The following is a 23,885-nucleotide window of genomic DNA, read 5'->3' on the forward strand; positions in this document are numbered from 1 at the left end:
TGCGCCAACGCACGGCAAGAGCTGATTTGACGCCCTGCGCTACGCCTCCGAGTCATTTTGGCAGGAATCCGTGAGCTGATAGCCATTCTCGAGGAATACGGCGGATAGCCTCTGAGTGGGTAGGCATCGACTTCCAGTTCGGCGACCTGTCGAGCGCTTTACCGACTTCCATCAGCCAGACCCCACCATAATCTATATAGCACTTCGGAATCCCGAAATTGGTTGCAGTATTGAAATCATTGGATGTTTCCCCGCGGCAACACCGCCCAAAACGCCACGAATTTCGGAATCCAGAAGCGGGGGAATTTCGGGATCCCGAAGTGGGATTTTTTCTTTATGCCGACGCGGCCGCGTTTGTCGGCAGCAATCGGCCCGCGGCATCCGACGGAAAAAACCGAGTCGGTCGGGGCTCACCAATTACGGCACCTTCCAGCTCGACGCCGGCCTAGAAGATCAAGATTGTAATTTATTTTGGTTGATTGGTTCGTTTCTAAACTTATTGTCGAGGCAAAAGGACGCGTCTTCGGATCGGATCCCGAATGTTCAGTTTATCGCAGCACAAACTCCGTCGACCGACACAAATCCGCACCCGGCGCGTCGATACTGGCGCTGGAGCCGGGTTGCCAGCATCGCTCATAACTTCCTGACTGCTCCCAACATCATTGAGGTTTCCCATGCGCATCGCCGTCGGTGGCATTCATATCGAATGCAGCACATACAATCCCGTCCTGAACGAGGAGAAGGATTTTCGAGTATTACGCGGCGAGGCCCTGCTGGCAGCGCCCTATTTCGCCTTCCTCAGGGATTATGACGCCGAGTTTCTGCCGACAATTCATGCGCGCGCCATTGCCGGCGGCCCGGTTTCGCGCGCCACCTACGAGGCCTTCAAGGGTGAATTCCTCGAGCGGCTGAAGCCGATGCTGCCGCTCGACGGTCTCTATCTCGCCATGCACGGCGCCATGTATGTCGAGGGCATGGAGGATGCGGAAGGGGACTGGATCAGTGCGGCCCGCGCGCTGGTCGGCAAGGATTGCACGGTTTCGGCCAGCTACGACCTGCACGGCAACGTCACGCAACGCATCATCGATGCGCTCGATATCTATTCCACCTATCGCACCGCGCCGCATATCGATGTCGAGGAGACGATGCGCCGCTCCGTCTCCATGCTGGTGAAGAGCCTGAAAACCGGAGAGCGGCCGCTCGTTCTCTGGGCACCGATTCCGGTCGTGCTGCCCGGCGAGCGCACCAGCACCGTCGATGAGCCGGCAAAGGGCCTCTATGAGATGCTGCCTGGGATGGATGCGATCGACGGCGTCTGGGATGCATCGCTGATGGTCGGCTATGTCTGGGCCGATGAACCACGCGCCACGGCCGCCGCCATCATGACCGGCACCGACCGGGCCGTGCTGGAGCGCGAGGCGAAACGTCTGGCGAGGGCCTATTGGGATGCGCGCGAAGACTTTGTCTTCGGCTGCAAGACCGGCACGCTCGAGGAATGTGTCGAAAGGGCGATCGCAAGCCCGACCGCTCCTGTGGTGCTTGCCGAATCCGGCGACAACCCGACCGGCGGCGGCGTTGGGGACCGGGCTGATGTGCTGGCAGAGCTGATTGCCAGGGGCGCCACCGGCGTCGTCTTTGCCGGCATCGCCGACAAGGCGGTGACCGAGGCCTGTTATGCCGCTGGCATCGGTGCGGAACTGGAGCTCAGTGTCGGCGCCTCGCTCGACACCCAGGGTAGCAAGCCCGTTCACGGCCGCTTCACGGTCAAGTTCCTGCATGAGACATCAGATCCCACAGACCGCCAGGCGGTAGTTTCGGTCAGTGGTATCGATCTCGTGCTCTCCGCCAAGCGTCGGCCCTATCACAACATCGTCGACTTCACCCGGCTCGGCCTCGACCCACACAAGGCCAGCATCATCGTCGTCAAATCGGGCTATCTCTCGCCGGAACTGGCGCCGATCGCCAATCCGAACCTGATGGCGCTATCAACAGGGGTCGTCGATCAGTTCGTCGAGCGCCTGCCGCGGCTGCGCAAGCAGCGTCCGACCTATCCTTTTGACAAGGATTTTGCCTTCGAGCCGCAGGTTTTTCTCTCCGCACGCTCGACGCTGGCCTGAGCTTCAGCTGAACCAATTGCATTTTCTGGATGACATTGTCGATCGCGGCGCCGCCCTGTCCCGCGATCGACTGCTTTCCCGTATGGCGGCAATAGCGGGATTTGAGCAAAAAAAGGGCAGATTTGGATTTGCACAAAAAAGCGCTTGACGGTCGGCGCTATTTGGTTTGGACTGAACCAATAGAAAATTGGTTCGGACCATTTATGCCAATGCCGATGGATGAGACGCAGGGCAATTCGAATTATGCGCTGGAGAGGCTGAGGGCTCTGCTGCGGTCCGACAGTCTCGACGCCGACGGCAAGCTGCCGACCGAGCGCACCCTTTCGGAAATGCTTGGCGTCGGCCGCCGTGCCGTCCGCCGTGCCCTCGAAGTGCTGGAGGCTGAGGGCCGCATCTGGCGCCGCCAAGGCTCCGGCACCTATGCCGGCCCGCGCCCCGACGGCTGGAGCGATCATGTCGGCTCGATCGTTGCCGGCACCGATCTCATGGAAGTCATGGAAGTGCGCCTGCGCATCGAACCGCAGCTCGCCCAGCTTGCCGCCATGCGCGCCAAGGCCGCCGATATCGAGCGCATGTATGATCTGGTGAAGAAGATCTACGAAAGCACCGATGCCGACGGCCGCGAACTCTGGGACGGGGCGCTGCACCGCCAGATCGCCCAATGCGCCGGCAACGGTTTCTTCCTCACCATCTTCGACGTCATCAACCGGGTGCGACAGGACGAGGCCTGGCAGACGATCCGCGAGCGCGCCCGCAGCGCCAGCCGGACGCGGCCCGTAACCTTCGGTCAGCACACGGCGATCGTCGATGCGATCGCCGCTCATGATCCTGCCAAGGCGGGCGAAGCGATGCGCCTGCATCTGCTGACGCTGCAGGAAAGCCTGATCCGCATCACCTCGCTCGATCATAGCGAAACGGAGGTCGACAAGACCCTCGCCTGAACAGCGAGGTGAGCAGGGAGAAGAGAGACGGGCGGGCCATAACCGCCGGAATGGAAGCCAAAACCAAACAAACAGAACAGAGGAGAATGGAATGAAGATCGCCAAATTGCTGACCGCCACCGTTGCCGGCGCGCTGTTTGCGCTTCCTGCCTTCGCCGTCGACCTGAAGATCGGATTGCAGGACGATGCCGACGTGCTCGATCCCGCGCAGTCACGCACCTTCGTCGGCCGCATCGTCTATACTGCGATGTGCGACAAGCTGGTCGACGTCTCACCGGACCTGAAGATCGTGCCGCAGCTTGCCACCGAATGGAGCTGGTCGGCCGACGGCAAAGAGCTCACCATGAAGCTGCGCCAAGGCGTCAAGTTCCATGACGAGACCCCGCTCAACGCCGAAGCCGTCGTCGCCACCATCGAGCGCAACATCACCCTGCCGGAATCACGCCGCAAGAGCGAGCTCAGTTCGGTCGCAAAGGTCGAGGCGACAAGCGAATACGAGGTCAAGTTCAGCCTCAAGGCGCCTGACGTCACCCTTCTTGCCCAGCTTTCCGACCGCGCCGGCATGATCGTCTCGCCGAAGGCCGCCAAGGAACTCGGCGCCAAGTTCGGCGATCACCCGGTCTGCGCCGGCCCGTTCAAGTTCGTCGAGCGCGTGCAGCAGGACCGCATCGTGCTCGAAAAGTTCCAGGACTACTGGAACAAGGACAAGATCTTCATCGACAAGCTCACCTATCTGCCGATCCCGGATACGACAGTGCGCCTCGCCAATCTGCGTTCCGGCGATCTCGACATGATCGAGCGCCTGGCCGCAACCGATGCTGAAGCGGTGAAAGCGGATTCGAGCCTCGTCTATGCCGACGCCGTCGGCACCGGCTACATGGCGCTCTATACCAATATCGGCAACGGTGCGCGTGCCGACAATCCCTTCGGCAAGGACAAGCGCCTGCGCCAGGCCTTCTCGCTGGCGATCGACCGCGATGCCGTGAACCAGATCGTCTATGAGGGCACGGCCGTCTCCGGCAACCAGCCCTTCCCGCCGAGCAGCCCGTGGTTCGACAAGGATATTCCCGTCCCCGCCCGCGATCTCGACAAGGCCAAGGCGCTGATCAAGGAAGCCGGCTTCGACCGCGTGCCGATCGAGCTGCAGATCCCCAACAATCCCGTTGCCATGCAGATGATGCAGATCATCCAGTCGATGGTCGGCGAAGCCGGCTTTGACGTCAGCTTGAAATCGACGGAATTCGCCACGCTGCTGAGCGAACAGACGGCCGGCAACTATCAGCTTAGCCGTTCCGACTGGTCCGGCCGCGTCGATCCCGATGGCAACATCCATCAGTTCATCACCTGCAAGGGCGGCATCAACGACACGAAATACTGCAACGCCGAGGTGGACAAGCTGCTGAACGAAGCCCGTGCATCGACCGACGATGCCGTGCGCAAGCAGAAGTATGATGCCGCCGCCGTCATCCTCAACGATGATCTGCCGATCATCTATCTCGGCCATCAGTCCTGGATCTGGGCGCTGCACAAGAACATCACCGGCTTCGTTCCGTCGCCGGATGGCATGATCCGCCTCGTCGGCGTCAAGAAAGCCGGCTGATCCCTAGAGCATGATGCCGAAAAGTGTGAGCGGTTTTCGGACGACATCATGCTCTACTTTTTGATCCAGCAAATCATGCGGCGGAAACCCTCCGCCGCATGTTTCTAAAAGCGCGTCGCAATCTTTCAGATTCGCTTCACCCGCTTTAGCTTTTTGTTTTACGCATGTCGTTATCGCAAAACCGCTGCACACTTTTGCGCGACATGCTTTAGTCGTGTCAGGACCGCCCATGTACACCTACATCGCCAAACGGCTCTTGGTCGCCATACCGACGCTTTTGATCATTTCGATCTTCGTCTTCTCGCTGCAGAAGCTGCTGCCCGGCGATCCGATCCTCGCCATGGCCGGCGAGGAACGCGACCCGCAGGTTCTCGAATTCCTGCGCGAGAAGTACCGGCTGAACGATCCCGTGCCCTATCAATATGTCCGCTGGCTGGGTGCGGCACTGCAGGGCGACCTCGGCATCTCGCTGCGCACCAACCAGCCGGTTCTGCAGCTCATCGGCGAAAAGCTGCCGGTCACCATCCAGCTTGCCATCATGTCGATGATCTTCGCCTTTGTCATCGGCGTGCCGATGGGCATCCTGGCGGCCGTCAAGAAGAACACGATGATCGACTATCTCGCCAACATCATTGCGCTGACCGGCCTGTCGATCCCGAATTTCTGGCTCGGCATCATGCTGATCCTGCTAGTTTCGGTCAATCTCGGCTGGCTGCCGGCATCCGGCTACGAACCCTTCTTCAGCAACCCGCTGCGTTCGCTGGAAACCATGCTGATGCCTTCCTTCGTGCTCGGCAACGCGCTGGCGGCGACGCTGATGCGGCATACCCGCTCGGCCATGCTGAGCGTGCTTAGTACCGACTACATCCGCACCGCCCGCGCCAAAGGGCTTGCTGAAAGCTCGGTCGTGCTCGAACACGGCTTCCGCAATGCCATGCTGCCGATCGTGACGCTGACCGCCCTGCTCTTCGGCGAACTGCTTGCCGGCGCCGTGCTGACCGAGCAGATCTTCACCATTCCGGGTTTCGGAAAGCTCATCGTCGATGCCGTCTTCAACCGTGACTACGCCGTCGTCCAGGGCGTGGTGATCTGCACGGCGATCGGCTTCATCCTGATGAACCTGTTGGCCGATATTCTCTATGTCCTGCTCAATCCACGCATGAGGGCCGCCCTATGACCGCGATCGGAGAGACCAGCATTCCCTCTGCGGTCGACCGCACGCCGAGCCGTGCCTGGCGCAAGCTGAAGGCCAACAAGGGCGCCCTCGTCGGCCTGGCGATCATCGCCTTCTTCGCGATCCTCGCGCTTGCCGCCCCCCTTCTTCCGATTCCCGATCCGAACGCCACAAGCTGGTCGGCGATCCGCAAGGCGCCCTCCGCCGCCCATTGGCTTGGCACCGACGACATCGGCCGCGACATTCTTTCCCGGATGATCTGGGGCGCGCAGGCTTCGCTGATGGCCGGCGTCTTCTCGGTGGCGATCGCCGTTATCATCGGCGTGCCCTTCGGCCTTATCTCCGGTTATTTCGGCGGCTGGATCGACATGGTGATCTCTCGCATCACCGAAGCATTTCTGGCCATGCCCTTCCTCATCACCGCGATCGCGCTCGCAGCCTTTCTCGGTCCGAGCCTGACCAATGCGATGATTGCGATCGGCCTTTCGGCCATGCCGGTTTTCGTGCGGCTGACGCGCGGCCAGGTGCTCTCGGTCAAGACCGAAGAATATGTCGAGGGCGCCCGCTCGATCGGCCTCCGGTCTTCGAGCATCATCACCCGCTATATCCTGCCGAACGTCTTCGCCCCGATCCTCGTCCAGGCGACGTTGACCATCGCCACCGCGATCATCGCCGAGGCGAGCCTCTCCTTTCTCGGTCTCGGGCAGCAACCGCCGGCGCCGAGCTGGGGCTCGATGCTGAACGTCGCCAAGAATTTCCTCTCCCAGGCGCCATGGATGGCGATGTGGCCGGGTGCCGCGATCTTCCTCGTCGTCATCGGTTTCAATCTTTTAGGCGACGGCCTGCGCGATGCGCTCGATCCGCGCGAAGCATGACTTCTTGAAAGGACATTCGACATGACCGCATTCACGACCCGTCCCGAGATCCTCGGCACATTCGGTGTCGTCACTTCCACGCACTGGATCGCCTCGGCCGTCGGCATGAGCATTCTCGAAAAGGGCGGCAATGCTTTCGACGCGGCAGTGGCGACGGGCTTCGTGCTGCAGATCGTCGAGCCGCATCTTTGCGGTCCGGGCGGCGATATGCCGGCGGTGATCTATTCGAAGAGGAAGGACAAGGTCGAGGTCATCTGCGCGCAGGGCCCCGCCCCCGCCGGTGCGACGATCGAGCACTATACGGCGGAAGGCCTGAGCCTGATCCCCGGCGACGGGCTGCTTGCGACCGTCATCCCCGGCTCCTTCGATGGCTGGATGCTGATGCTGCGCGACTACGGCTCGATGAGCGTGCGCGATGTGCTGGAACCGGCGATCTATTACGCCGAGCACGGCCATCCGATGCTGCCGCGCGTCTCCGCCACGATCAAGGGGCTCGCCGCCTTCTTCGAGAAGGAATGGCCGACCTCGTATGAGACCTGGCTGCCTGGCGGCAGCGCCCCCGAAGCGCATGCGAATTTCAGGAATCCGGTGCTTGCCGAAACCTGGAAGCGCATCATCGCTGAGGCGGAAGTGAAAAGCGGCCGGGAAGCGCAAGTGCAAGCGGCTCGCGACGCCTTCTATCGCGGCTTCGTCGCCGAGAAGATCGATGACTATCTGAAGACCGCCGAGGTGATGGATGCGAGCGGCAACCGCCACAAGGGCGTTTTGAGTGCAAACGACATGGCAAACTGGTCGGCAACGATCGAGGAGCCGCTGACCTATGATTATCATGGCTGGACGATCGCCAAGATCGGCCCCTGGGGCCAGGGCCCGGTTTTCCTGCAGACCCTGTCGATCCTCAAAGGCTTCGATCTCGCCGCGATGGATCCCGCTGGCGCCGATTTCGTCCATACCGTCGTCGAGGCGATGAAGCTCGCCTTCGCCGACCGCGAAGTCTATTACGGCGATCCTAACTTTTCGGAGATCCCTGTCGCGCATCTGTTGTCGGAGACCTATGCCGCCGAGCGCCGCAAGCTCGTCGGCGCGGACGCCTCCTTCGATCTTCGCCCCGGCATCGTGCCGGGCTTCGAAGCGCAGTATGATCTGACGATGAAGATGCTCGGTGCGGATTCCAAGACCGGCGCCGTCTACGAGCCGACCATGGCGCATCTTTCCGAAAAGCGCGGCGATACCGTGCATATCGACGTGATCGACCGCGACGGCAACATGGTCTCCGTCACCCCGTCCGGCGGCTGGTTGCAATCCTCGCCGATCGTGCCCGGCCTCGGCTTCTGCCTCAATTCTCGCGCCCAGATGTTCTGGCTGAAATCAGGCTTGCCGACGTCGCTTGCGCCGGGCAAACGGCCGCGCACCACGCTGACGCCGTCGCTCGGCCTCTACGAGGGCCGCCCGACGCTCGCCTTCGGCACACCCGGCGGCGACCAGCAGGAACAGTGGCAGCTTTCCTTTTTCCTGCGTTATATCAATCATAAGCTGAACCTGCAGGCGGCGATCGACCAGCCGCTGTTCCATACCTCGCATTTTCCAGGCTCCTTCTATCCGCGCACCCGCGAACCCGGCAGCCTGATGGCGGAAGCGAATTTTGGCCTCGATGTCCTTGATGCCCTGCGCCGCAAGGGCCACAAGCTGACGGTCGCCGATCCCTGGACGATCGGCCGGCTGACTGCCGCAAGACGCGATGCCGACGGACTGTTGCGCGCCGCAGCCACCCCGCGCCTGATGCAGGCCTATGCGATCGGGAGGTAGTCATGACCTGGTCCATCGTCGCCCGTGATCCCTTGACCGGTCATCTCGGCATCGCCGTCGCGACCCGCTTCTTCGCCGTCGGCGCCCTTGTGCCGCATATTCGCGGCGGCATCGGCGCCGTTGCCACCCAGGCCTTCGTCAGCCCGCTTTACGGCGTCGACGGCCTGTCGCTGCTTGCCGCCGGCAAGGCGCCGGAGGAGGTCATCGCCGAGCTGACCGCGCGTGACGCCGGCCGCAATCAGCGGCAGCTGCATCTCATCGATGCGAAGGGGCGCAACGCCGCCTTCACCGGTCCCGCATGCATCGACTGGGCGGGACATCTGATCGACGAAAACGTCTCGGTCGCCGGCAACATGCTCGCGGGTCCCGACGTCGTCACTGAGACGCTTGCCACCTACAAAAAGGCGATGGACAAGCCCCTGGCCGAACGCCTGCTGCTGGCGATGCAGGCAGGCGAGGATGCCGGCGGCGACAAACGCGGCAGGCAGTCCGCCGCCCTCGTCATCCACCGCGATCAGGATTATCCCTGGCTCAGCCTCCGCGCCGACGATCATCCCGATCCGCTCGCCGAACTTGTCCGCCTCCATGCCGTGGCGGGTGAACGCTACCTGCATGTCGCCGAGACGATGGCGACGCGGCAAAATCCGAACGGCATGACCGACAGGCGCGAGATCGACGAAAGGATCGCGGCGCTGGAAGCAGCCCGCATCGCTGAAGGCAGGCCTTCCGCCTCCTTCGCCACGCCTTTGAAGACGTGAACCAGATAAAACCAAGGGAACGACATGAGTGATGTTTCTTCAGCCTCCGCCTCCCCGGTTCTCTCCGTCCGGAACCTGACGACCTCCTTCCTCGTCGATGGCGACTGGAAGCCGGTGGTGCGCGACGTCTCCTTCGACGTCATACCAGGCGAGACCGTGGCGATCGTCGGCGAAAGCGGCTCGGGCAAGAGCGTCACCTCCCTTTCGATCATGCGATTGCTCGCCAAGGGATCGAGCCGCATCGACGGCGCCATCACCTTGAACGGCAAGGATGTTCTCACCCTTTCGGAAAAGGAGATGCGCCGGGTGCGCGGCAACGACGCCGCCATGATCTTCCAGGAGCCGATGACATCCCTCAACCCGATCTTCACCATCGGCCGCCAGATCTCCGAAGCGCTCACCTGCCACGGCGAGATCGGCAAGGCCGAGGCGCGGGCCGAGACCGTGCGCCTGCTGGAGAAGGTCCGCATCCCCAACGCCGCTTCGCGCTTCGACGAATATCCGCACCAGTTCTCGGGCGGCATGCGTCAGCGCGTGATGATCGCTATGGCGCTCGCCAGCCGGCCGAAATTGCTGATCGCCGACGAGCCGACGACGGCGCTCGATGTGACGATCCAGGGCCAGATCCTTGACCTGATCAAGATGCTGCAGGAAGAAGAGGGCATGTCGGTGCTCTTCATCACCCACGACATGGGCGTCGTCGCCGAAATCGCCGACCGCACCATCGTCATGTATCGCGGCGAAGCGGTGGAAACCGGCACGACCGACGACATCTTCCATCGCGGCAGGCATCCCTATACCCGCGCTTTGCTCTCGGCCGTGCCGCGCCTCGGCTCGATGGCCGATCGGAAATGGCCGCTGCGTTTCCCCGTCGTCGACACCACGACCGGCGAACGGCGCGAGCCGATCGAAGTGGCCGATACCGTCGACCGCCGCCGGACGCCGATCCTCGAAGTCAAGAACCTCGTTACCCGTTTCGATATCCGCGGCGGCCTGCTTGGCCGCAAGACCGGCGCGATCCATGCGGTCGAGGACGTCTCCTTCGATCTCTTCCAGGGCGAGACGCTGTCGCTCGTCGGCGAATCCGGCTGCGGCAAATCGACCACCGGCCGCTCGATCACCCGCCTCGTCCAGCCGAACGGCGGCAGTGTCAGCCTCGACGGCTATGACGTGCTGAGCCTTGACGCGGCCAGTCTCAGACGGATGCGCCGCAGCATCCAGATGATCTTTCAGGATCCCTTCGCCAGCCTCAACCCGCGCATGACCGTCGGCGCCGCCGTTGCCGAACCGATCACCGAACATGGCCTCGGCACCGGCGCCCAGGCCCGCGACAAGGCGGCCGATCTTCTCGAACGCGTCGGGCTGAAGCCCGATATGATGAAACGCTATCCGCACGAATTCTCCGGCGGTCAGCGCCAGCGCATCTGCATCGCCCGCGCGCTCGCACTCGATCCGAAGGTGATCGTCGCCGACGAAAGCGTTTCCGCCCTCGATGTCTCGATCAAGGCGCAGGTCTGCAATCTGCTGATGGACCTGCAGCAAAGCCTCAACCTCGCCTTCCTGTTCATTTCTCACGATATGGCGGTGGTCGAGCGCGTCAGCCACCGCGTCGCGGTGATGTATCTCGGCGAAATCGTCGAGATCGGCCCACGCGCCGAACTGTTCAGCAACCCGCAGCACGCCTACACCAAGAAGCTGATGGCAGCCGTGCCGGTTCCCGACCCCTCACGTCGCGGCATCAAGCGCAACCTCGGAACCGACGAGCTCAAGAGCCCCGTTCGCCCGGTTGGCTACGTCGCGCCGCCGCGCCGATACCGGGAAGTAACGGCAGGCCATCTGGTGCGGGTCGATGAAGCCGCCTGAGCGGGAAAACCCGCTCTGTAGAGCATCTGATGACACAAGTATTTCAGGAAATAACCTGTGCCAGCGGGGTACGGCCTACCCTTTTTGCTGCACCGCTTATATCACTTATCCTAGATATTATTTCACCCATAATTGTTAACGACCAATTCCGCACATTTGTGTTCTCTTATCCCTACGAATCAAAAAGGTTTGATTTGCCCGGGGACGGCCACCATGTTGAAGCATGGGGCGATGCAACAGTTGGGTAGGAGCCTATGCTGCAACGGATTGAAGACATTGATGCAGCGCTCGTCGACAGGCTGCAGCATTCGGCGTTCAAGTACTTCCTGAAATATTCCAATCCCGAAAACGGCCTGGTGGCGGATACCTCGATCGGCGGGGTCCCGTGCAGCATCGCGGCCGTCGGCTTTGCGCTTTCCTCCTATCCCGTTGGTGTCGAGCGTTGCTGGATTAGCCGCGAGGAAGCGGCCGAGCGTACGGTCAATACGCTGCGTTTCTTCGCCGAGGCGCGTCAGGGCGAGGAACGCCACGCGACCGGCTACCGCGGCTTCTTCTATCACTTCTTGCATATGGATACCGGCCATCGCGCCTGGAACAGCGAGCTTTCGACCATCGATACGGCGCTGCTTGTTGCCGGCATCCTGACATCAGCGCAATATTTCAATCGCGAAGACGACGAGACTGAGACTGAAATCCGTGAACTCGCCACCTTCATCTACGAGCGCGTTGACTGGCGCTGGGCGCTGAACAAGGGTGACACCATTTCCATGGGTTGGAAGCCCTCATCCGGCTTCCTGCGCTGGCGCTATCACGGCTTCGACGAGGCAATCATCCTCTATACGCTGGCGCTCGCTTCGCCGACGCACCCGATCCCGCAATCGAGCTACGACGCCTTTACGTCAAGCTATTCCTGGATGCTGCACGGCGAGCAGTCCTATCTCTATGCCGGGCCGCTCTTCATCCACCTCTTCTCGCATGCCTGGATCGATTTCCGCAGCATTCAGGACAGGCCGATGGCGGAGCGGAACTGGGACTATTTCCGCAACACGCAGGTGATGATCAACGTCCAGCGTGACTATGCCGAGCGCAATCCCGGCCAGTTCGTCGGCTACAACAGGAATATCTGGGGTTTCTCCGCCTGTGACGGCCCGCCGCCGACACGGCGCATGCGCGGCGGCCGCCAGCCGAAGGTTCTGGGTTATGCCGCGCGCGGCGCACCGCTCGGCCCCGATGACGGCACGATCGCACCCTGGGCGGCCCTCGCCTGCCTGCCCTACGACAAGCAGGCGGCTCTCGACGGCACCAAGGCGCTTCTGACCACCTATCCGAACCTGCTCTTGGAAGGCGGCTTTCCCGGCGGCTTCAATCCGACGGTCAAAACCAAGCGGCCGGAAGGCTGGGTCGACGACCGCACCGTCGGCATCGACCAGGGCCTTGTCGTCATGACCATCGAGAACGAGCGCTCCGACTTCATCTGGAAACTAATGCGGCAATCGCCGGTCATCCGCCTCGGGCTTGAGCGCGCCGGCTTTACCGGCGGCTGGCTCGAAGGCATCGAGCCGGAAGAACTGGTACGCAAGGTCGGCTAGCGCATAACCCCAGAAATCGAAATCGATTTTAGAGCCCGCGCGTCCAATAGGAGGTGCGGGCTCTTGGTTTAGTTCTCGAAGACATGCGCCTTGCCGGCGATATCAAGGCGAACGAGGTCGCCTCGCGCCGGCAGCGCGACGCTCGAGGTCTTGATCAGGATCGGCGGCAACGCCACGCCTTCGAGCGAAACAGCGACGGTGCAGACTGCGCCGCCGAATTCCACTTCGACGACACGCCCGCCATAGTTGCGATCGCCTTCATCGGCAACGACGCGAATCTGCTCGGGACGCAGCATGATCTCCGCCTTGCCCTGACGGCTGCCTTCGACGGCGACATGGCCGAGGGCGCAGTCTGCGAGGCCGTTCCGGATGATGGCGGGAAGCAGCACGGCATCGCCGAGAAACAGTGCCGTCTCGCGATCGCGCGGATGCAGGTACAAGGATTGCGGCGATCCGGCCTGGATCAGCCGTCCTTCCCTGAGCACCGCGACCTGATCGGCAAAGGTCAGCGCCTCTTCCTGGTCATGGGTGACGAGGATGGTGGTGATGCCGGCCGCCTGCAGCACGCGCGCAACCGCCTTGCGCATATTTTCCCGCAGGCCGGTATCGAGTGCCGAGAAAGGTTCGTCGAGCAGCATCAGCCGTGGCTTGCGGCCGAGCGCGCGGGCGAGCGCCACACGCTGTTGCTGGCCGCCGGAAAGCTGATGCGGGCGCCGGACCAGCATGCCGCGGTCGAGCTCGACCATGTCGAGCAGCTCAAGCACGCGCTTCTCGCGATCAGCGGCCCCTCGTTCGAAGCCGAAGCCGATATTCTCGGCAACGCTTAAGTGCGGAAACAGCGCGCCGTCCTGCGAGACGATGCCGATGCCGCGCTTGTGTGCCGGTACTGTCGCCGGACCGTCCGCCAGCAGGTCTCCATCCAGCGTCACCCTGCCGACATCGGGTTGCTCGAAGCCGGCAATGATGCGCAGCAGCGTCGTCTTGCCTGAACCGGACGGGCCGACGACGGCCGTGCGGCTGCCGGCCGAGACCTCGAGCGAAATATCCTTCAGCGCCTGGACGGGGCCATAGCGCTTGCTGATGTTTTCGATCGTGAGCAGCGTCATTGGCCGGCGGTCCGTTTCGATTGGGTATAGAGCATCAGGGTGAGCGGCAGCGACAGCACGACCATCATGAAGGCGTAGGGGGCGGCCGACACATAGTCGATCTCGCTGGTCAGCGACCAGAATTTCGTCGCCAGCGTATCGACGCCGTTGGGCGACAGCATCAGTGTCGCCGTGAGTTCATTGGTGATGCCCAGTGCGGCCAGCGCGACGCTGGCGGCCGCTCCCGGTGCGGCAAGCCGCATGGTGATCTGCCGTACCGCTTGGCCCGGGGTGCGGCCGAGGCCCATCGCGGCGCGCTCCAACTCCACCGGGGCCTGGGCGATACTGGCGCGCAGCCCGACCATGGCGCGTGGCAGGAAAAGCATCACGTAGGCGACGAGCAGCGTTGCGAAAGTCTGATAGAGCGGCAGCACAAGACGCACGGTGATCGTCACCAGCGCCAGCGCCACGACGACGCCCGGCAGCGAGCCGACATAATAATGGCAGGCTTCGAGCACGCGCTGGAAACGCCCGGGCGCCCGCACCGAAAGCCAGGCCATCGGTGCTGCGGCAATCGTCGCGAGCACGCCGCCGACAATGGCAAGCACGATCGTCTGCAGGAAGGCGCTGCCGACGTCGATGCGCCAGATATCGGTGCCGCCGAGATAGAGCCAGCGGCCAAGCGTCACCAGCGGCACGCCGAGCGTCAATATCGCGAGGATGACAGGCAGCAAAACCGCCGGCACCACCAACCAGCCCAGCCGGCGGCGGTCCGTCGGACGCGGCGAGCCGGAGCCGACGCGGGCATAACGTTCGTTGCCGCGCACCAGCACCTCGAAGCCGAGCAGAAAAAGACAGCAGGCGACGAGCACGCCGCCGAGCATGTTGGAGGCCGGGCTGTTGTAGGAGGACTGGAACTGGTCGACGATCGCCGTCGCGAACGTGTCGAACCGGATCATGACGAACAGGCCGTACTCCGAAAGCAGATGCAGCGCGATCAGCAGAGAACCGCCGCAGATGGCGAGCCTGAGCTGCGGCAGCACGGCGCGGAAGAAGACGCGCCAGGGATTAAGGCCCAGCGAGGCCGCGGCATCCTCGATAGCCGGATCGAGACGGCGCAGCGCTGCGGCGACCGGCAGGTAGAGGAACGGATAGTAGGCGATGACCGAGACGAAGACACCGCTCTGCAGGCCGCGCATGCCGGGAACCAGGCTGACCCAGGCATAGCTGTGCACGAAGGCAGGCACGGCGAGCGGAGCGATCGCAAGCCAGGCCCAGAGCCGCGCGAAAGGAATGTCTGTCCGTTCCGTCAACCAGGCAAGCGTCACGGCGAGTGCGATCGACACCGGGATGGTGATCGATTCCAGCAGAACCGTATTGACGAGAAGTTCACCGACGCGTGGCCGGAAGACCAGGGTCTTCACCGTTTCCCAGCCGACATCGTAGGTTACCCAGCCGATGAAGCCGAGCGGCACGAGACTGAAGATCGCGACGACGGTTGCAAGCAGGATCACGGAAGCGTGCGGCATGCGTCCGCGCGGCAAAACCATTCGCGTGGCCCTCGGCACGACCGGCGTCTGGTTGCCGGATGCGAGCAATCTGTTGTCCTGCAGCAAGGCCGATGCCTTTACACGCTGAAAAAGGAAGGCAACCGCCTTTGACGGGCGGTTGCCGGATGTCGTCATGCCCTAAGGTTTTCTTGAGCCAAATGCAATAGTTTTGGCCGGAAGACGCCTGCGGCAGAAAGGTCTAAGCATGTCGCGCAAAAGTGTGCCGCGGTTTTGCGACGACGACATGCGGAAAACGAAAGATCTAAAGTGTGTCGCGCCACGCTCTAGATCAAGCCGGCGGCCGTCATCAGCTCGACGACCTTCTTGCTGTCGAGGGTCGAAGCTTCGACCTTCGGAGCATTGAGATCGGCAAGCGGAGTGAGCTTTTCGTTGGAAGGCTCATCCTTGCCGATGGCATATTCATAGGAATCGCCGTCCTTGAGGACTGCCTGGCCAGCCTTGCTGGTAAGGAACTTCAGGAAAGCCTGCGCTTCCTTCATGTGCTGCGTGGACTTCAGGATGCCGCCGCCCGAAACGCTGACGAAAGCACCCGGATCCTGGTTCTTGAAGTAGTGCAGGCCGACATTCTTGCTGTTCTCGCCTGTTTTGGCCTGATCGCCGAACCAATAATAGTGATAGATAACAGCGCCTTCGACTTCGCCTGAATTGACGGCTTTCATCGCGACGCTGTTGCCCTTGTAGGGCGTGGCATTGTCTTTCAGGCCCTTCAGCCATGCCTTGGTGGCGTCTTCGCCCTTGAGCTGCAGCAGGGCGGCGACGATGGCCTGGAAGTCGGCACCGGCGGGGGCCGCACCCCAGCGGCCCTTCCAGGCTGGATCTGCCAGGTCGAGCATCGACTTCGGCAGCTTGTCTTCGGTGAGCTTCGTCTTGTCATAGGCGAAAACGGTGGTGCGGGCGGCAATGCCGGTCCACATGCCGTCAGCCGGGCGATACTGATCCGGAACCTGATCCAGCGTTTCCTTTTCGATCGGGGCAAACAGGCCCGCGCCATCGACCAGCGTCATCGCCGGTGAATTCTCGGTCAGGAATACGTCAGCTGGGGAGGCGTCGCCTTCCTGGATGATCTGGTTGGCGAACTGCATGTCGCTGCCCTGGCGCATGGTGACCTTGATGCCGGTCTCCTTGGTGAAGGCGTCGATCCATTCGCGGCCGAGGCTTTCGTGCTGGGCATTGTAAACAACGAGACCTTCGTCCTGCGCATTGGCGCTACCTGCCAGCGCGGTGGCAAAGAGAAGCGAAGCGGCAAGCGCGAGGGAAAATCGGTTAAGAGCAATGTTCATGATGGCCTCCGTGGCGATGTCACCCGAGCTCTCCAAGGGCGATGAGAGGCGTATATTTTTCCTGACTGCGGATTTCAAGTTTGGCTTGGCCGGAAAAGCCATCACAATATCTTGACTAAATATTTCATATTACAGGGGAATAAATCTCGAATTGGCAAAAAAGGCGGCACTCCCCAGCGCCGCCCTCTTTTGCAGCCTTTGCAGCCGGCCTATTCGACGTCGAACTTGACGCCCTGCGCAAGCGGCAGCGTCCTGCCGTAATTGATGGTGTTGGTGGAACGGCGCATATAGGCCTTCCAGGAATCCGAACCGGATTCACGGCCGCCGCCGGTCTCCTTCTCGCCACCGAAGGCGCCGCCGATCTCGGCGCCCGATGGCCCAAGATTGACGTTGGCGATGCCGCAATCCGAGCCGCGGGCGGAGACGAAGGTTTCGGCCTCGCGCATGTCGTTGGTGAAGATCGACGACGACAGTCCCTGCGGCACGGCATTGTGCAGCGCCAGCACTTCGTCGAAGTCGCTGTACTTCATCACATAGAGGATCGGCGCGAAGGTCTCGTGCTCGACCGGACCGGTCTGATCGGGCATTTCGACAAGCGCCGGGCGAACGTAGAAGGCGTCAGTCGAACCGGTTTCGACCCGGTCGCCTCCGGTCACCGTGCCGCCGGCCGACTTCGCCTCACCAAGCGCTGCCTGCATGTTTTTAAAAGCCTGGCCGTCGATCAGCGGCCCTACAAGCGTGCCGGTCTCAAGCGGGTTGCCGATGGCGACGGAGCCGTAGGCCTTCTGCAGACGCGGCACCAGCTGGTCGTAGACGCTGTCATGGACGAAGAGACGGCGCAGCGTCGTGCAGCGCTGACCGGCCGTGCCCATGGCCGAGAAGGCGACGCCGCGCAGCGTCAAGTCGAGATCGGCGCTCGGGCAGACGATCGCCGCATTGTTGCCGCCGAGCTCGAGAATGGCGCGGGCAAAACGCTGCGACAGGCGCGGACCGACGGCACGACCCATGGCCGTCGAGCCCGTGGCCGAGACGAGTGGGATCTTCGGATGATCGACCAGCACTTCGCCCACCTCGCGGCCGCCGATGATCAGCGTCGACAGATTGGCCGGTGCGCTACCGCCCTCGGCGACGAAACGCTTCAGCGCCTTCTCGAACAGCGCCTGCACGGCAAGCGCCGTCAACGGCGTCTTTTCCGAGGGCTTCCAGACAGTGGAATTGCCGCAGACCATCGCAAGTGCCGCATTCCACGACCAGACGGCAACCGGGAAGTTGAAGGCGGAGATGATGCCGATCACGCCGAGCGGATGCCAGCTTTCCATCATCCGGTGCTCCGAGCGCTCAGTGGCAATCGTCAGGCCGTAGAGCTGACGGGAAAGGCCGACGGCGAAATCGCAGATGTCGATCATCTCCTGCACTTCGCCCAGACCTTCCGAAGTGATCTTGCCAACCTCGATCGAAACGAGACGGCCAAGCGCCGCCTTGGAGGCGCGCAGTTCCTCGCCCAGCAGGCGGACCAGTTCGCCGCGCTTCGGCGCCGGCACGGCACGCCATTCGAGGAAGGCCTGGTGCGCCGCTTCGATCGCTGCTTTCGTCTCGGAAACGGAATGTTCCCTGAGTTTGCCGATTTCCTTGCCGGTGACTGGCGAGGTGACGGAAAGCGCGCCGCCGTGATAGCGGCCGGCATCGACGCCGAGTTCGGCAAGCAGTTTGGCGGTTTCGGTGGCGAGATCGAGGACGGCGATGGTCATTGTCGTGTTTCCAATCTTATTATTCTCAGAAGCGTGCATCGCTTTTCAGAAGCGGGCATCGGCGAAATGGGCGACCTGAGCACCGGCTTCGTACCATATTTCCTTGAGTGCACGGAAGCTCGGCTCGGTGGGCGAAGTCAGCGGCAGCGGCAGATCGGCTTCCGGAAGCCGGCCGAGGATATGCTCCGCCAGCGTCCGGCCGAAGACCGTACCGGGGGCAATGCCGCGGCCATTGTAACCTGAGAAACCGACGACACCAGGTGCGAATTTGTGGAAGCGCGGCAGCGCATTGTCGGTCATGCCGATCTGGCCATACCATTCAAACTCGAATTCGACATCGCCGATATCGGGGAAAAGCCGCTTCAATGCGCGTTTGGCCCAGCCCTTGTGTACGGCCAACCCGGTATTGCGCAACGCCCCGACACTGCCGAAAACGAGCCGGCCGGCCTGGTCCATGCGGAAGGAGGAAAGGATTTCCTTGGTATCCCATGCGCCTTCCCGCCCCGGCAGGATCGACTGACGCAGATTGTGGCCGAGCGGCACGGTGGCGAAATTGAAATAGGGCAGATGCACCTGTTCGCTGCGCACCTGCTCCCACGGACCGGTGCTGTAGGCATCCGTTGCGACAATGATCCACTCGGCGCTGACTTCGCCGCTTGATGTCTTCACGGTCCAGCGGCTGCCATTGCGCTCCGTTGCGATGACCGGGCTGGACGTATGAATGGCGACGCCGGCTTTGACGGCGGCATGGGCAAGGCCGCGCGCATAGGCAAGTGGCTGCAGCGTGCCGGCGCGTTTGTCGAGCAGCGAACCTGTATAGGCATCGCTGCCGATGCGTTTTGTCGTTTCCGCCGCGTCGAGTAGCGTCACGGCTGCACCGCGGGCAGACCATTGCGCCGCGCGATCCTCGATCTCCTTCAGCCCGTCCGCGCCGACCGCGCAATGCAGCGTGCCGTTCCGTTCGAGTTCGCAGGCAATCTGATGTTTGTCGATCAGCTCCATGACGAGCTTCGGCGCATTGCCGAGCAGATCGAGCAGACGTTCGCCATGCACCGGGCCGAGCACGCCAGGCAGATCGTTCGGCATCACCCACATGCCGGCATTGATCAGCCCGACATTGCGCCCAGCACCGCCGAAGCCGATTTCCTTCGCCTCCAGCAGCACCACCTTTGACCCGGCTTCGGCAAGATGCAGGGCGGAAGAGAGGCCGGTGTAGCCACCGCCGACGATGACGACATCGGCCGATACCGCGCCTTCGAGAGGCGAGGTCGTCGGCGCTTCGGGCGCTGTCTTTTCCCAGAGGCCGTGGGAGCGCGGATCATTCAGCATGGCTCAGTCCGATCAGAGCGAAATCGCGGATACTCTAATGCATAAAAGAAAGTGTTGAACCTGCCATTTCACGCAACGGTCTTCAGCGGCAGGCCCGCAAGGCCGAGCGCGGCCAGCGCCGAATCCAGCGATGCAGACTGGCGTTCGGCGTAAAGTGCCAACTCGTCCTGAACGGTAGCACCCAGTGCTGCCTCGAAGGCGTCACGGTTCGAGCGGGTCGCGTAGTTCTGCTGCTGGTCGGTGCCGAGGTTCGACTGGAAGATGCCGGCCGCGCTGACGGGCAGGAAGTCTTCGTAGACGATCGGGGTGAAGGCGAGGTAACCCTTGGCGATCAGCGCCTCCGGATCGCTGGACAGCCTGCTGCCGGCCGCGGCGGCAATGCCCGCAGGCGTCGCGGCATAACGGAAGAAGGCCAGACCCTCGTCGCGCAACTCACCCCAGCTGTCCGGCAGTGCCTTGAAACGCGCGGCAAGTTCATCGTCGTAGGCGCCGGCCTTGGCGCCGCCGGCGCCGACCTGCACCTCGCCGCGAACCGAGGCGAGCAGCTGGTCGTAGAGCGCCCGGCCCTTTGCCGTCAGCGCCACGCCGCGCTGTTCGATTTCCCCGAAGCGGGCGGTATGCGTCCCTTGAATCCCACTGTCATCACCGGAAAAGGCGATCGTTTCCTCCAGCGCCTTGAAACTCGTCTGTCGCAGCAGGATATCGCAATGACGGCGCGGCGGCCCTTCGATGACAGCCTTCGGCGTGATGCCGCGTTCCGGCATGCGGGCCTGGACCGCGTCGATATCGAGCGTGCGCGGCGTCAGATGGTTGATGTGCGGTCCCTTGAAGCTGACGACGTCGGCGATCAGCCGATGCGCATCGTGCAGCCGCTTGTAGGTTTCGGCGCTGACCGTCGCTTCGCCATGCCAGCGGAAGGTTTCCAGCGCCTCGGCGACGAATTCCGTCGCCTCTGCATCGGTCAGGCCGCCGTTCTGCTCGTGGCGCTCGATCAGCGTGACGGCGCGCGGCGTATAGATCCGCCGTTTCGCCAGAATGGCTTCGGCTTCGCCGCGCAACCCCTCGTCCTCGATCAGCTCCAATCGCAGCAGCGAGGTGAAGACCCGGAATGGATTGACGTTGAGCGCTGCCTCGTCGATCGGCCGGAAGCTGGTGGAATGAACCGGCACACCGGCGACCGAAAGATCGTAATAGCCGACCGGGCGCATGCCCATGACCGCAAACAGCCGGCGGATGGTGAAAAGCTCGTCTGCCGTACCGAGCCGGATGGCGCCGTGACGCTCGACATCGATGCGCTCCAGCTCGCCGGCTTGGGCCAGGCGATCGCGCAGATTGGGATCGTTTTCGAGGCAGCCGGCATTCACATCCGCCACCAGTTCGATCAGCGTGCCGTATTGCGGCACCTCCGCCCGGTACATCTGCGACATCGCCTCGGTGAACAGCGATCGGATGCGGTCTGGGGAAACGAAGGCTTGCGGCATTGGGAAACTCCGGATCATTCCGTTTTTGCAGGATGAACCTCTTTACACGCGCGACAAACCCGCAAATATCGCTATTTCGGAAATAGCCCATTCTGAAACGGAATGACCATGCTGACGTCTAGACGTTTTCTGCCATCGATTTCGCATCTCGCCGCCTTCGAGGCGGTTGCCCGCACCGGCAGCGTGACCGCAGCGGCGCGCGAACTCGATCTGACGCAGAGCGCCGTCAGCCGCCAGGTGAGCGCGCTGGAGGAGCAGCTCGGCGTCGAGCTCTTCCTGCGCGAACGCCAGACCATGCGGCTGACGCTTGCCGGCGACGGATATGCCCGCGAGATTCGCGAGGCGCTGCGGCGGATATCGAGCGCCTCGCTGAACCTGCGCGCCAATCCGCATGGCGGCACGCTCAATCTCGCCATCCTGCCGACCTTCGGCACGCGCTGGCTGGCGCCGCGCCTGGGGCGCTTTCTCGCCGCCAATGCCGGCGTGACCATCAATCTGGTGACCCGGCTTTCCCCGTTCGATTTCCGCCTCGATTCGATCGACGCCGCCATCCATTTCGGCCACCCGCACTGGCCGGGCGCCGAACTCGCGCTTCTGATGTCGGAGCGCACGGTGCCGGCCTGCAGTCCGAATTTTCTCAAGCGATACGCGATCAAAGCGTCGGAGGATCTGCTCGCCGTTCCGCTTCTGCACCTGACGACGCGTCCTGACGCCTGGGAGCAATGGTTCGCCGGCAATGGCGTTTCCTTCGAAAGCGTGCACGGCATGCTCTTCGACCAGTTCGCCACGGCCGCGCAGGCGGCAATCGCCGGTCTCGGCGTCGCCCTGTTGCCGACATTCCTGATGCAGGAGGAGATCAGGCGCGGCGATCTCGTCGCCGCTGTCGACCGTGAAATGGAAAGCCGCGAGCGCTATTATCTCGCGTTTCCGCCCGAGCGCGCCGATTATGCGCCACTTGCCGCCTTTCGCGACTGGATCGTCGCCGAAGCGACCGCCAATCCGACTGCGTGACGAACGGCTTGCATCGGCAGGGCGCTTTCGACCATTATGCGATCCAAACAACTTTGCAGGAAATCTCCATGAAGCCGATCTTCGTCCAGCTCCAATGCGCACCCGGCAAGACCTATGATGTCGCCGACGCCATCTACCAGACCGAACTGGTCTCGGAGCTCTATTCGACCAGCGGCGACTACGATCTGCTGCTGAAGGTCTATATCGAGGAAGGCCAGGATATCGGCAAATTCATCAACGACAACATCGCCAATATTCCCGGCATCGTCCGCTCGCTGACGACGCTGACCTTCAAGGCCTTCTGAATTCCCGTCAGACGCGGTTAACCTTTTTCGCGAAGAATACGCTTTGCCGGGTGCTGCCTAAACCGCACCTTAACGCGAGACATGTCTGGTCGTTGTTATCACGGGCTCGCGTCAGCGCGGGCCGGCATGTGCAACGATAGGTGGAAAATGTCGATCGTCGAGGCAGAGAGGGTGCGCGCGAAGCCGCAGTTGGAAACGGCCCCGCTGATCGTCCATGTCGTGCGCCAGTTCCTGCCCAATCGCGGCGGCCTGGAAGACGTGGTCGCCAATCTCGCCCGCCAGACCGTGCGCCGCGGTTATCGCGTGCGTGTCGTCACGCTGGATTCGCTCTTCACCGCGCCTGAAGACAAGCTGCCGCTTCGCGAAGATATCGACGGCATCGAGGTGGTGCGCATTCCCTGGTTCGGCACCAGCCGTTATCCGCTGGCACCGCAGGTTTTCCGCCATCTCGCCGATGCCGACCTCGTCCATGTCCATGCCATCGACTTCTTCTTCGACGCGCTCGCCTGGGGCCGGCTGCTGCACGGCAAGCCGATGATCGTCACCACCCATGGCGGCTTTTTCCACACGCGGAAATACGCGACGATCAAGAAGATCTGGTTCCGGACATTGACCCGTACTTCGGCGATGGCCTACCGCCGCGTCGTCTGCTGCAGCGCCTCCGACCTCAAGCAGTTTTCCGAGATCGTGCCCGACAGCCTCCTGATCGAAAACGGCGCCGATATCGGCAAGTTTGCCGACACCGCTTCACGCCGGGCAAAGCGCCGCATCGTCACGATCGGCCGGTTCTCGGTGAACAAGCGCATCGACCATCTGCTCGATGCGATGGCCGCGCTGAAGACCCGCGACCCGGAATGGCATCTCGACATCGTCGGCGCCGAATCCGACCTGAACCGGGCGGATGTCGAAGGCGCAATCGAAAGCCGCCAACTTTCCGGGCGCGTCACTGTGCATGTGTCGCCGGAAAACGACACCATCCGGCGCATCATCGCAGAAGCCTCGATTTTCGCCTCCGCCTCGGAATATGAAGGTTTCGGCCTGGTGGCGCTGGAGGCGATGAGCGCCGGCCTCCTGCCGGTGCTGAACGCCAACGATGCCTTTGCGACGCTTGCCGCCCGCCATCCCGTTCTCATGCTTGCCGATTTCACCAATCCTGAGAGCGCCGCCACGGCGATCGAAACTGCCTATGAAGGCCTTTCGCGCCAGCCGGAGACCGTTCGCACCGAGCTTCTCGACGCCGCCCGCGGCTATTCCTGGGATATCGTCGCCGGACGTTATATCGATCTCTACAGATCGCTTGATGTCAGCGCCGCAGAAAGCATCTGATCCTGTCTTCCTGCCGCATAAGCGCT

General features: G+C 62.5%; 18 protein-coding genes. 12 read left to right on the forward strand and 6 right to left on the reverse strand.

The annotated features are described in order from the left end of the window. Positions 1-674 precede the first annotated feature (674 nt). The 9 genes from RLCC275e_RS20920 (at position 675) to RLCC275e_RS20960 (ending at position 12,723) form a co-directional block, all read left to right on the forward strand. Positions 675-2,117, forward strand: coding sequence for a M81 family metallopeptidase (locus tag RLCC275e_RS20920; RefSeq protein WP_033181911.1), 1,443 nt, complete (start codon positions 675-677; stop codon positions 2,115-2,117). A 209-nt stretch (positions 2,118-2,326) separates the two neighbouring features. Further along, the gene (locus RLCC275e_RS20925; protein WP_033181912.1) at positions 2,327-3,058 is read left to right on the forward strand and encodes a FadR/GntR family transcriptional regulator; all 732 of its coding nucleotides are present in this window, start codon (positions 2,327-2,329) and stop codon (positions 3,056-3,058) included. A gap of 91 nt (positions 3,059-3,149) precedes the next feature. Continuing rightward, positions 3,150-4,658 (forward strand): ABC transporter substrate-binding protein, encoded by a 1,509-nt coding sequence (locus RLCC275e_RS20930; RefSeq protein WP_033181913.1) that lies wholly within the window; start codon positions 3,150-3,152, stop codon positions 4,656-4,658. Between the two features lie 229 nt (positions 4,659-4,887). After that, positions 4,888-5,835: an ABC transporter permease gene (locus RLCC275e_RS20935; RefSeq protein ID WP_033181914.1), complete on the forward strand. Its 948-nt coding sequence runs from the start codon at positions 4,888-4,890 to the stop codon at positions 5,833-5,835. Next, complete coding sequence (locus RLCC275e_RS20940; RefSeq protein WP_027689426.1) at positions 5,832-6,707, forward strand: ABC transporter permease; 876 nt, start codon at positions 5,832-5,834, stop codon at positions 6,705-6,707. The genes RLCC275e_RS20935 and RLCC275e_RS20940 overlap by 4 nt, the downstream gene beginning before the upstream one ends. A 21-nt stretch (positions 6,708-6,728) precedes the next feature. Next, entirely contained in the window at positions 6,729-8,513 is a 1,785-nt protein-coding gene (locus tag RLCC275e_RS20945; protein WP_033181915.1) for a gamma-glutamyltransferase family protein, read from the forward strand. A 2-nt stretch (positions 8,514-8,515) separates the two neighbouring features. After that, a complete protein-coding gene (locus RLCC275e_RS20950) occupies positions 8,516-9,271 on the forward strand; it encodes a DUF1028 domain-containing protein (RefSeq protein ID WP_033181916.1) in 756 nt (251 codons plus the stop codon). A gap of 24 nt (positions 9,272-9,295) precedes the next feature. Continuing rightward, complete coding sequence (locus RLCC275e_RS20955) at positions 9,296-11,134, forward strand: ABC transporter ATP-binding protein (protein ID WP_130707892.1); 1,839 nt, start codon at positions 9,296-9,298, stop codon at positions 11,132-11,134. A 254-nt stretch (positions 11,135-11,388) separates the two neighbouring features. Next, the gene (locus tag RLCC275e_RS20960; RefSeq protein ID WP_033181917.1) at positions 11,389-12,723 is read left to right on the forward strand and encodes a glucoamylase family protein; all 1,335 of its coding nucleotides are present in this window, start codon (positions 11,389-11,391) and stop codon (positions 12,721-12,723) included. A gap of 68 nt (positions 12,724-12,791) precedes the next feature. Here the strand turns inward: RLCC275e_RS20960 and RLCC275e_RS20965 are convergent, their stop codons facing one another. The 6 genes from RLCC275e_RS20965 to hglS form a co-directional block, all read right to left on the reverse strand. Beyond that, positions 12,792-13,829, reverse strand: coding sequence for an ABC transporter ATP-binding protein (locus RLCC275e_RS20965; protein ID WP_033181918.1), 1,038 nt, complete (start codon positions 13,827-13,829; stop codon positions 12,792-12,794). After that, positions 13,826-15,493 (reverse strand): ABC transporter permease, encoded by a 1,668-nt coding sequence (locus tag RLCC275e_RS20970; protein ID WP_033181919.1) that lies wholly within the window; start codon positions 15,491-15,493, stop codon positions 13,826-13,828. Before RLCC275e_RS20970 ends, RLCC275e_RS20965 begins: the two co-directional genes overlap by 4 nt. Positions 15,494-15,642: 149 nt before the next feature. After that, positions 15,643-16,659 carry an iron ABC transporter substrate-binding protein gene (locus RLCC275e_RS20975; RefSeq protein WP_033181920.1) on the reverse strand — a complete coding sequence of 339 codons (1,017 nt, stop codon included), beginning with the start codon at positions 16,657-16,659 and terminating at the stop codon, positions 15,643-15,645. Positions 16,660-16,868: 209 nt separating this feature from the next. After that, positions 16,869-18,407, reverse strand: coding sequence for an L-piperidine-6-carboxylate dehydrogenase (amaB, locus tag RLCC275e_RS20980; RefSeq protein WP_033181921.1), 1,539 nt, complete (start codon positions 18,405-18,407; stop codon positions 16,869-16,871). 45 nt (positions 18,408-18,452) lie between these two features. Further along, the gene (locus tag RLCC275e_RS20985; protein WP_033181922.1) at positions 18,453-19,736 is read right to left on the reverse strand and encodes an NAD(P)/FAD-dependent oxidoreductase; all 1,284 of its coding nucleotides are present in this window, start codon (positions 19,734-19,736) and stop codon (positions 18,453-18,455) included. A gap of 68 nt (positions 19,737-19,804) precedes the next feature. Next, a complete protein-coding gene (gene hglS, locus RLCC275e_RS20990) occupies positions 19,805-21,235 on the reverse strand; it encodes a 2-oxoadipate dioxygenase/decarboxylase HglS (protein ID WP_033181923.1) in 1,431 nt (476 codons plus the stop codon). 84 nt (positions 21,236-21,319) lie between these two features. On the opposite strand from hglS, the gene RLCC275e_RS20995 reads away from it, so the two are divergent. From RLCC275e_RS20995 to RLCC275e_RS21005, 3 genes are all read left to right on the forward strand, one after another. Next, positions 21,320-22,228, forward strand: coding sequence for a LysR family transcriptional regulator (locus RLCC275e_RS20995; RefSeq protein WP_033181924.1), 909 nt, complete (start codon positions 21,320-21,322; stop codon positions 22,226-22,228). A gap of 68 nt (positions 22,229-22,296) precedes the next feature. Beyond that, entirely contained in the window at positions 22,297-22,533 is a 237-nt protein-coding gene (locus RLCC275e_RS21000) for an Lrp/AsnC ligand binding domain-containing protein (RefSeq protein ID WP_003543721.1), read from the forward strand. 147 nt (positions 22,534-22,680) lie between these two features. Next, complete coding sequence (locus RLCC275e_RS21005) at positions 22,681-23,859, forward strand: glycosyltransferase family 4 protein (protein ID WP_033181925.1); 1,179 nt, start codon at positions 22,681-22,683, stop codon at positions 23,857-23,859. The last annotated feature ends 26 nt before the right edge of the window (positions 23,860-23,885 follow it).

This window comes from Rhizobium brockwellii, assembly GCF_000769405.2.
In the GTDB taxonomy this organism is placed as follows: Bacteria; Pseudomonadota; Alphaproteobacteria; order Rhizobiales; family Rhizobiaceae; genus Rhizobium; species Rhizobium brockwellii.

Excerpts from the sequence above, each read along its gene's own strand:
- RLCC275e_RS20920 (WP_033181911.1), top strand. The coding sequence starts at position 675 with ATGCGCATCGCCGTCGGTGGCATTCATATCGAATGCAGCACATACAAT.
- RLCC275e_RS20925 (WP_033181912.1), top strand. The coding sequence starts at position 2,327 with ATGCCGATGGATGAGACGCAGGGCAATTCGAATTATGCGCTGGAGAGG.
- RLCC275e_RS20930 (WP_033181913.1), top strand. The coding sequence starts at position 3,150 with ATGAAGATCGCCAAATTGCTGACCGCCACCGTTGCCGGCGCGCTGTTT.
- RLCC275e_RS20935 (WP_033181914.1), top strand. The coding sequence starts at position 4,888 with ATGTACACCTACATCGCCAAACGGCTCTTGGTCGCCATACCGACGCTT.
- RLCC275e_RS20940 (WP_027689426.1), top strand. The coding sequence starts at position 5,832 with ATGACCGCGATCGGAGAGACCAGCATTCCCTCTGCGGTCGACCGCACG.
- RLCC275e_RS20945 (WP_033181915.1), top strand. The coding sequence starts at position 6,729 with ATGACCGCATTCACGACCCGTCCCGAGATCCTCGGCACATTCGGTGTC.
- RLCC275e_RS20950 (WP_033181916.1), top strand. The coding sequence starts at position 8,516 with ATGACCTGGTCCATCGTCGCCCGTGATCCCTTGACCGGTCATCTCGGC.
- RLCC275e_RS20955 (WP_130707892.1), top strand. The coding sequence starts at position 9,296 with ATGAGTGATGTTTCTTCAGCCTCCGCCTCCCCGGTTCTCTCCGTCCGG.
- RLCC275e_RS20960 (WP_033181917.1), top strand. The coding sequence starts at position 11,389 with ATGCTGCAACGGATTGAAGACATTGATGCAGCGCTCGTCGACAGGCTG.
- RLCC275e_RS20965 (WP_033181918.1), bottom strand. The coding sequence starts at position 13,829 with ATGACGCTGCTCACGATCGAAAACATCAGCAAGCGCTATGGCCCCGTC.
- RLCC275e_RS20970 (WP_033181919.1), bottom strand. The coding sequence starts at position 15,493 with ATGACGACATCCGGCAACCGCCCGTCAAAGGCGGTTGCCTTCCTTTTT.
- RLCC275e_RS20975 (WP_033181920.1), bottom strand. The coding sequence starts at position 16,659 with ATGAACATTGCTCTTAACCGATTTTCCCTCGCGCTTGCCGCTTCGCTT.
- amaB (WP_033181921.1), bottom strand. The coding sequence starts at position 18,407 with ATGACCATCGCCGTCCTCGATCTCGCCACCGAAACCGCCAAACTGCTT.
- RLCC275e_RS20985 (WP_033181922.1), bottom strand. The coding sequence starts at position 19,736 with ATGCTGAATGATCCGCGCTCCCACGGCCTCTGGGAAAAGACAGCGCCC.
- hglS (WP_033181923.1), bottom strand. The coding sequence starts at position 21,235 with ATGATCCGGAGTTTCCCAATGCCGCAAGCCTTCGTTTCCCCAGACCGC.
- RLCC275e_RS20995 (WP_033181924.1), top strand. The coding sequence starts at position 21,320 with ATGACCATGCTGACGTCTAGACGTTTTCTGCCATCGATTTCGCATCTC.
- RLCC275e_RS21000 (WP_003543721.1), top strand. The coding sequence starts at position 22,297 with ATGAAGCCGATCTTCGTCCAGCTCCAATGCGCACCCGGCAAGACCTAT.
- RLCC275e_RS21005 (WP_033181925.1), top strand. The coding sequence starts at position 22,681 with ATGTCGATCGTCGAGGCAGAGAGGGTGCGCGCGAAGCCGCAGTTGGAA.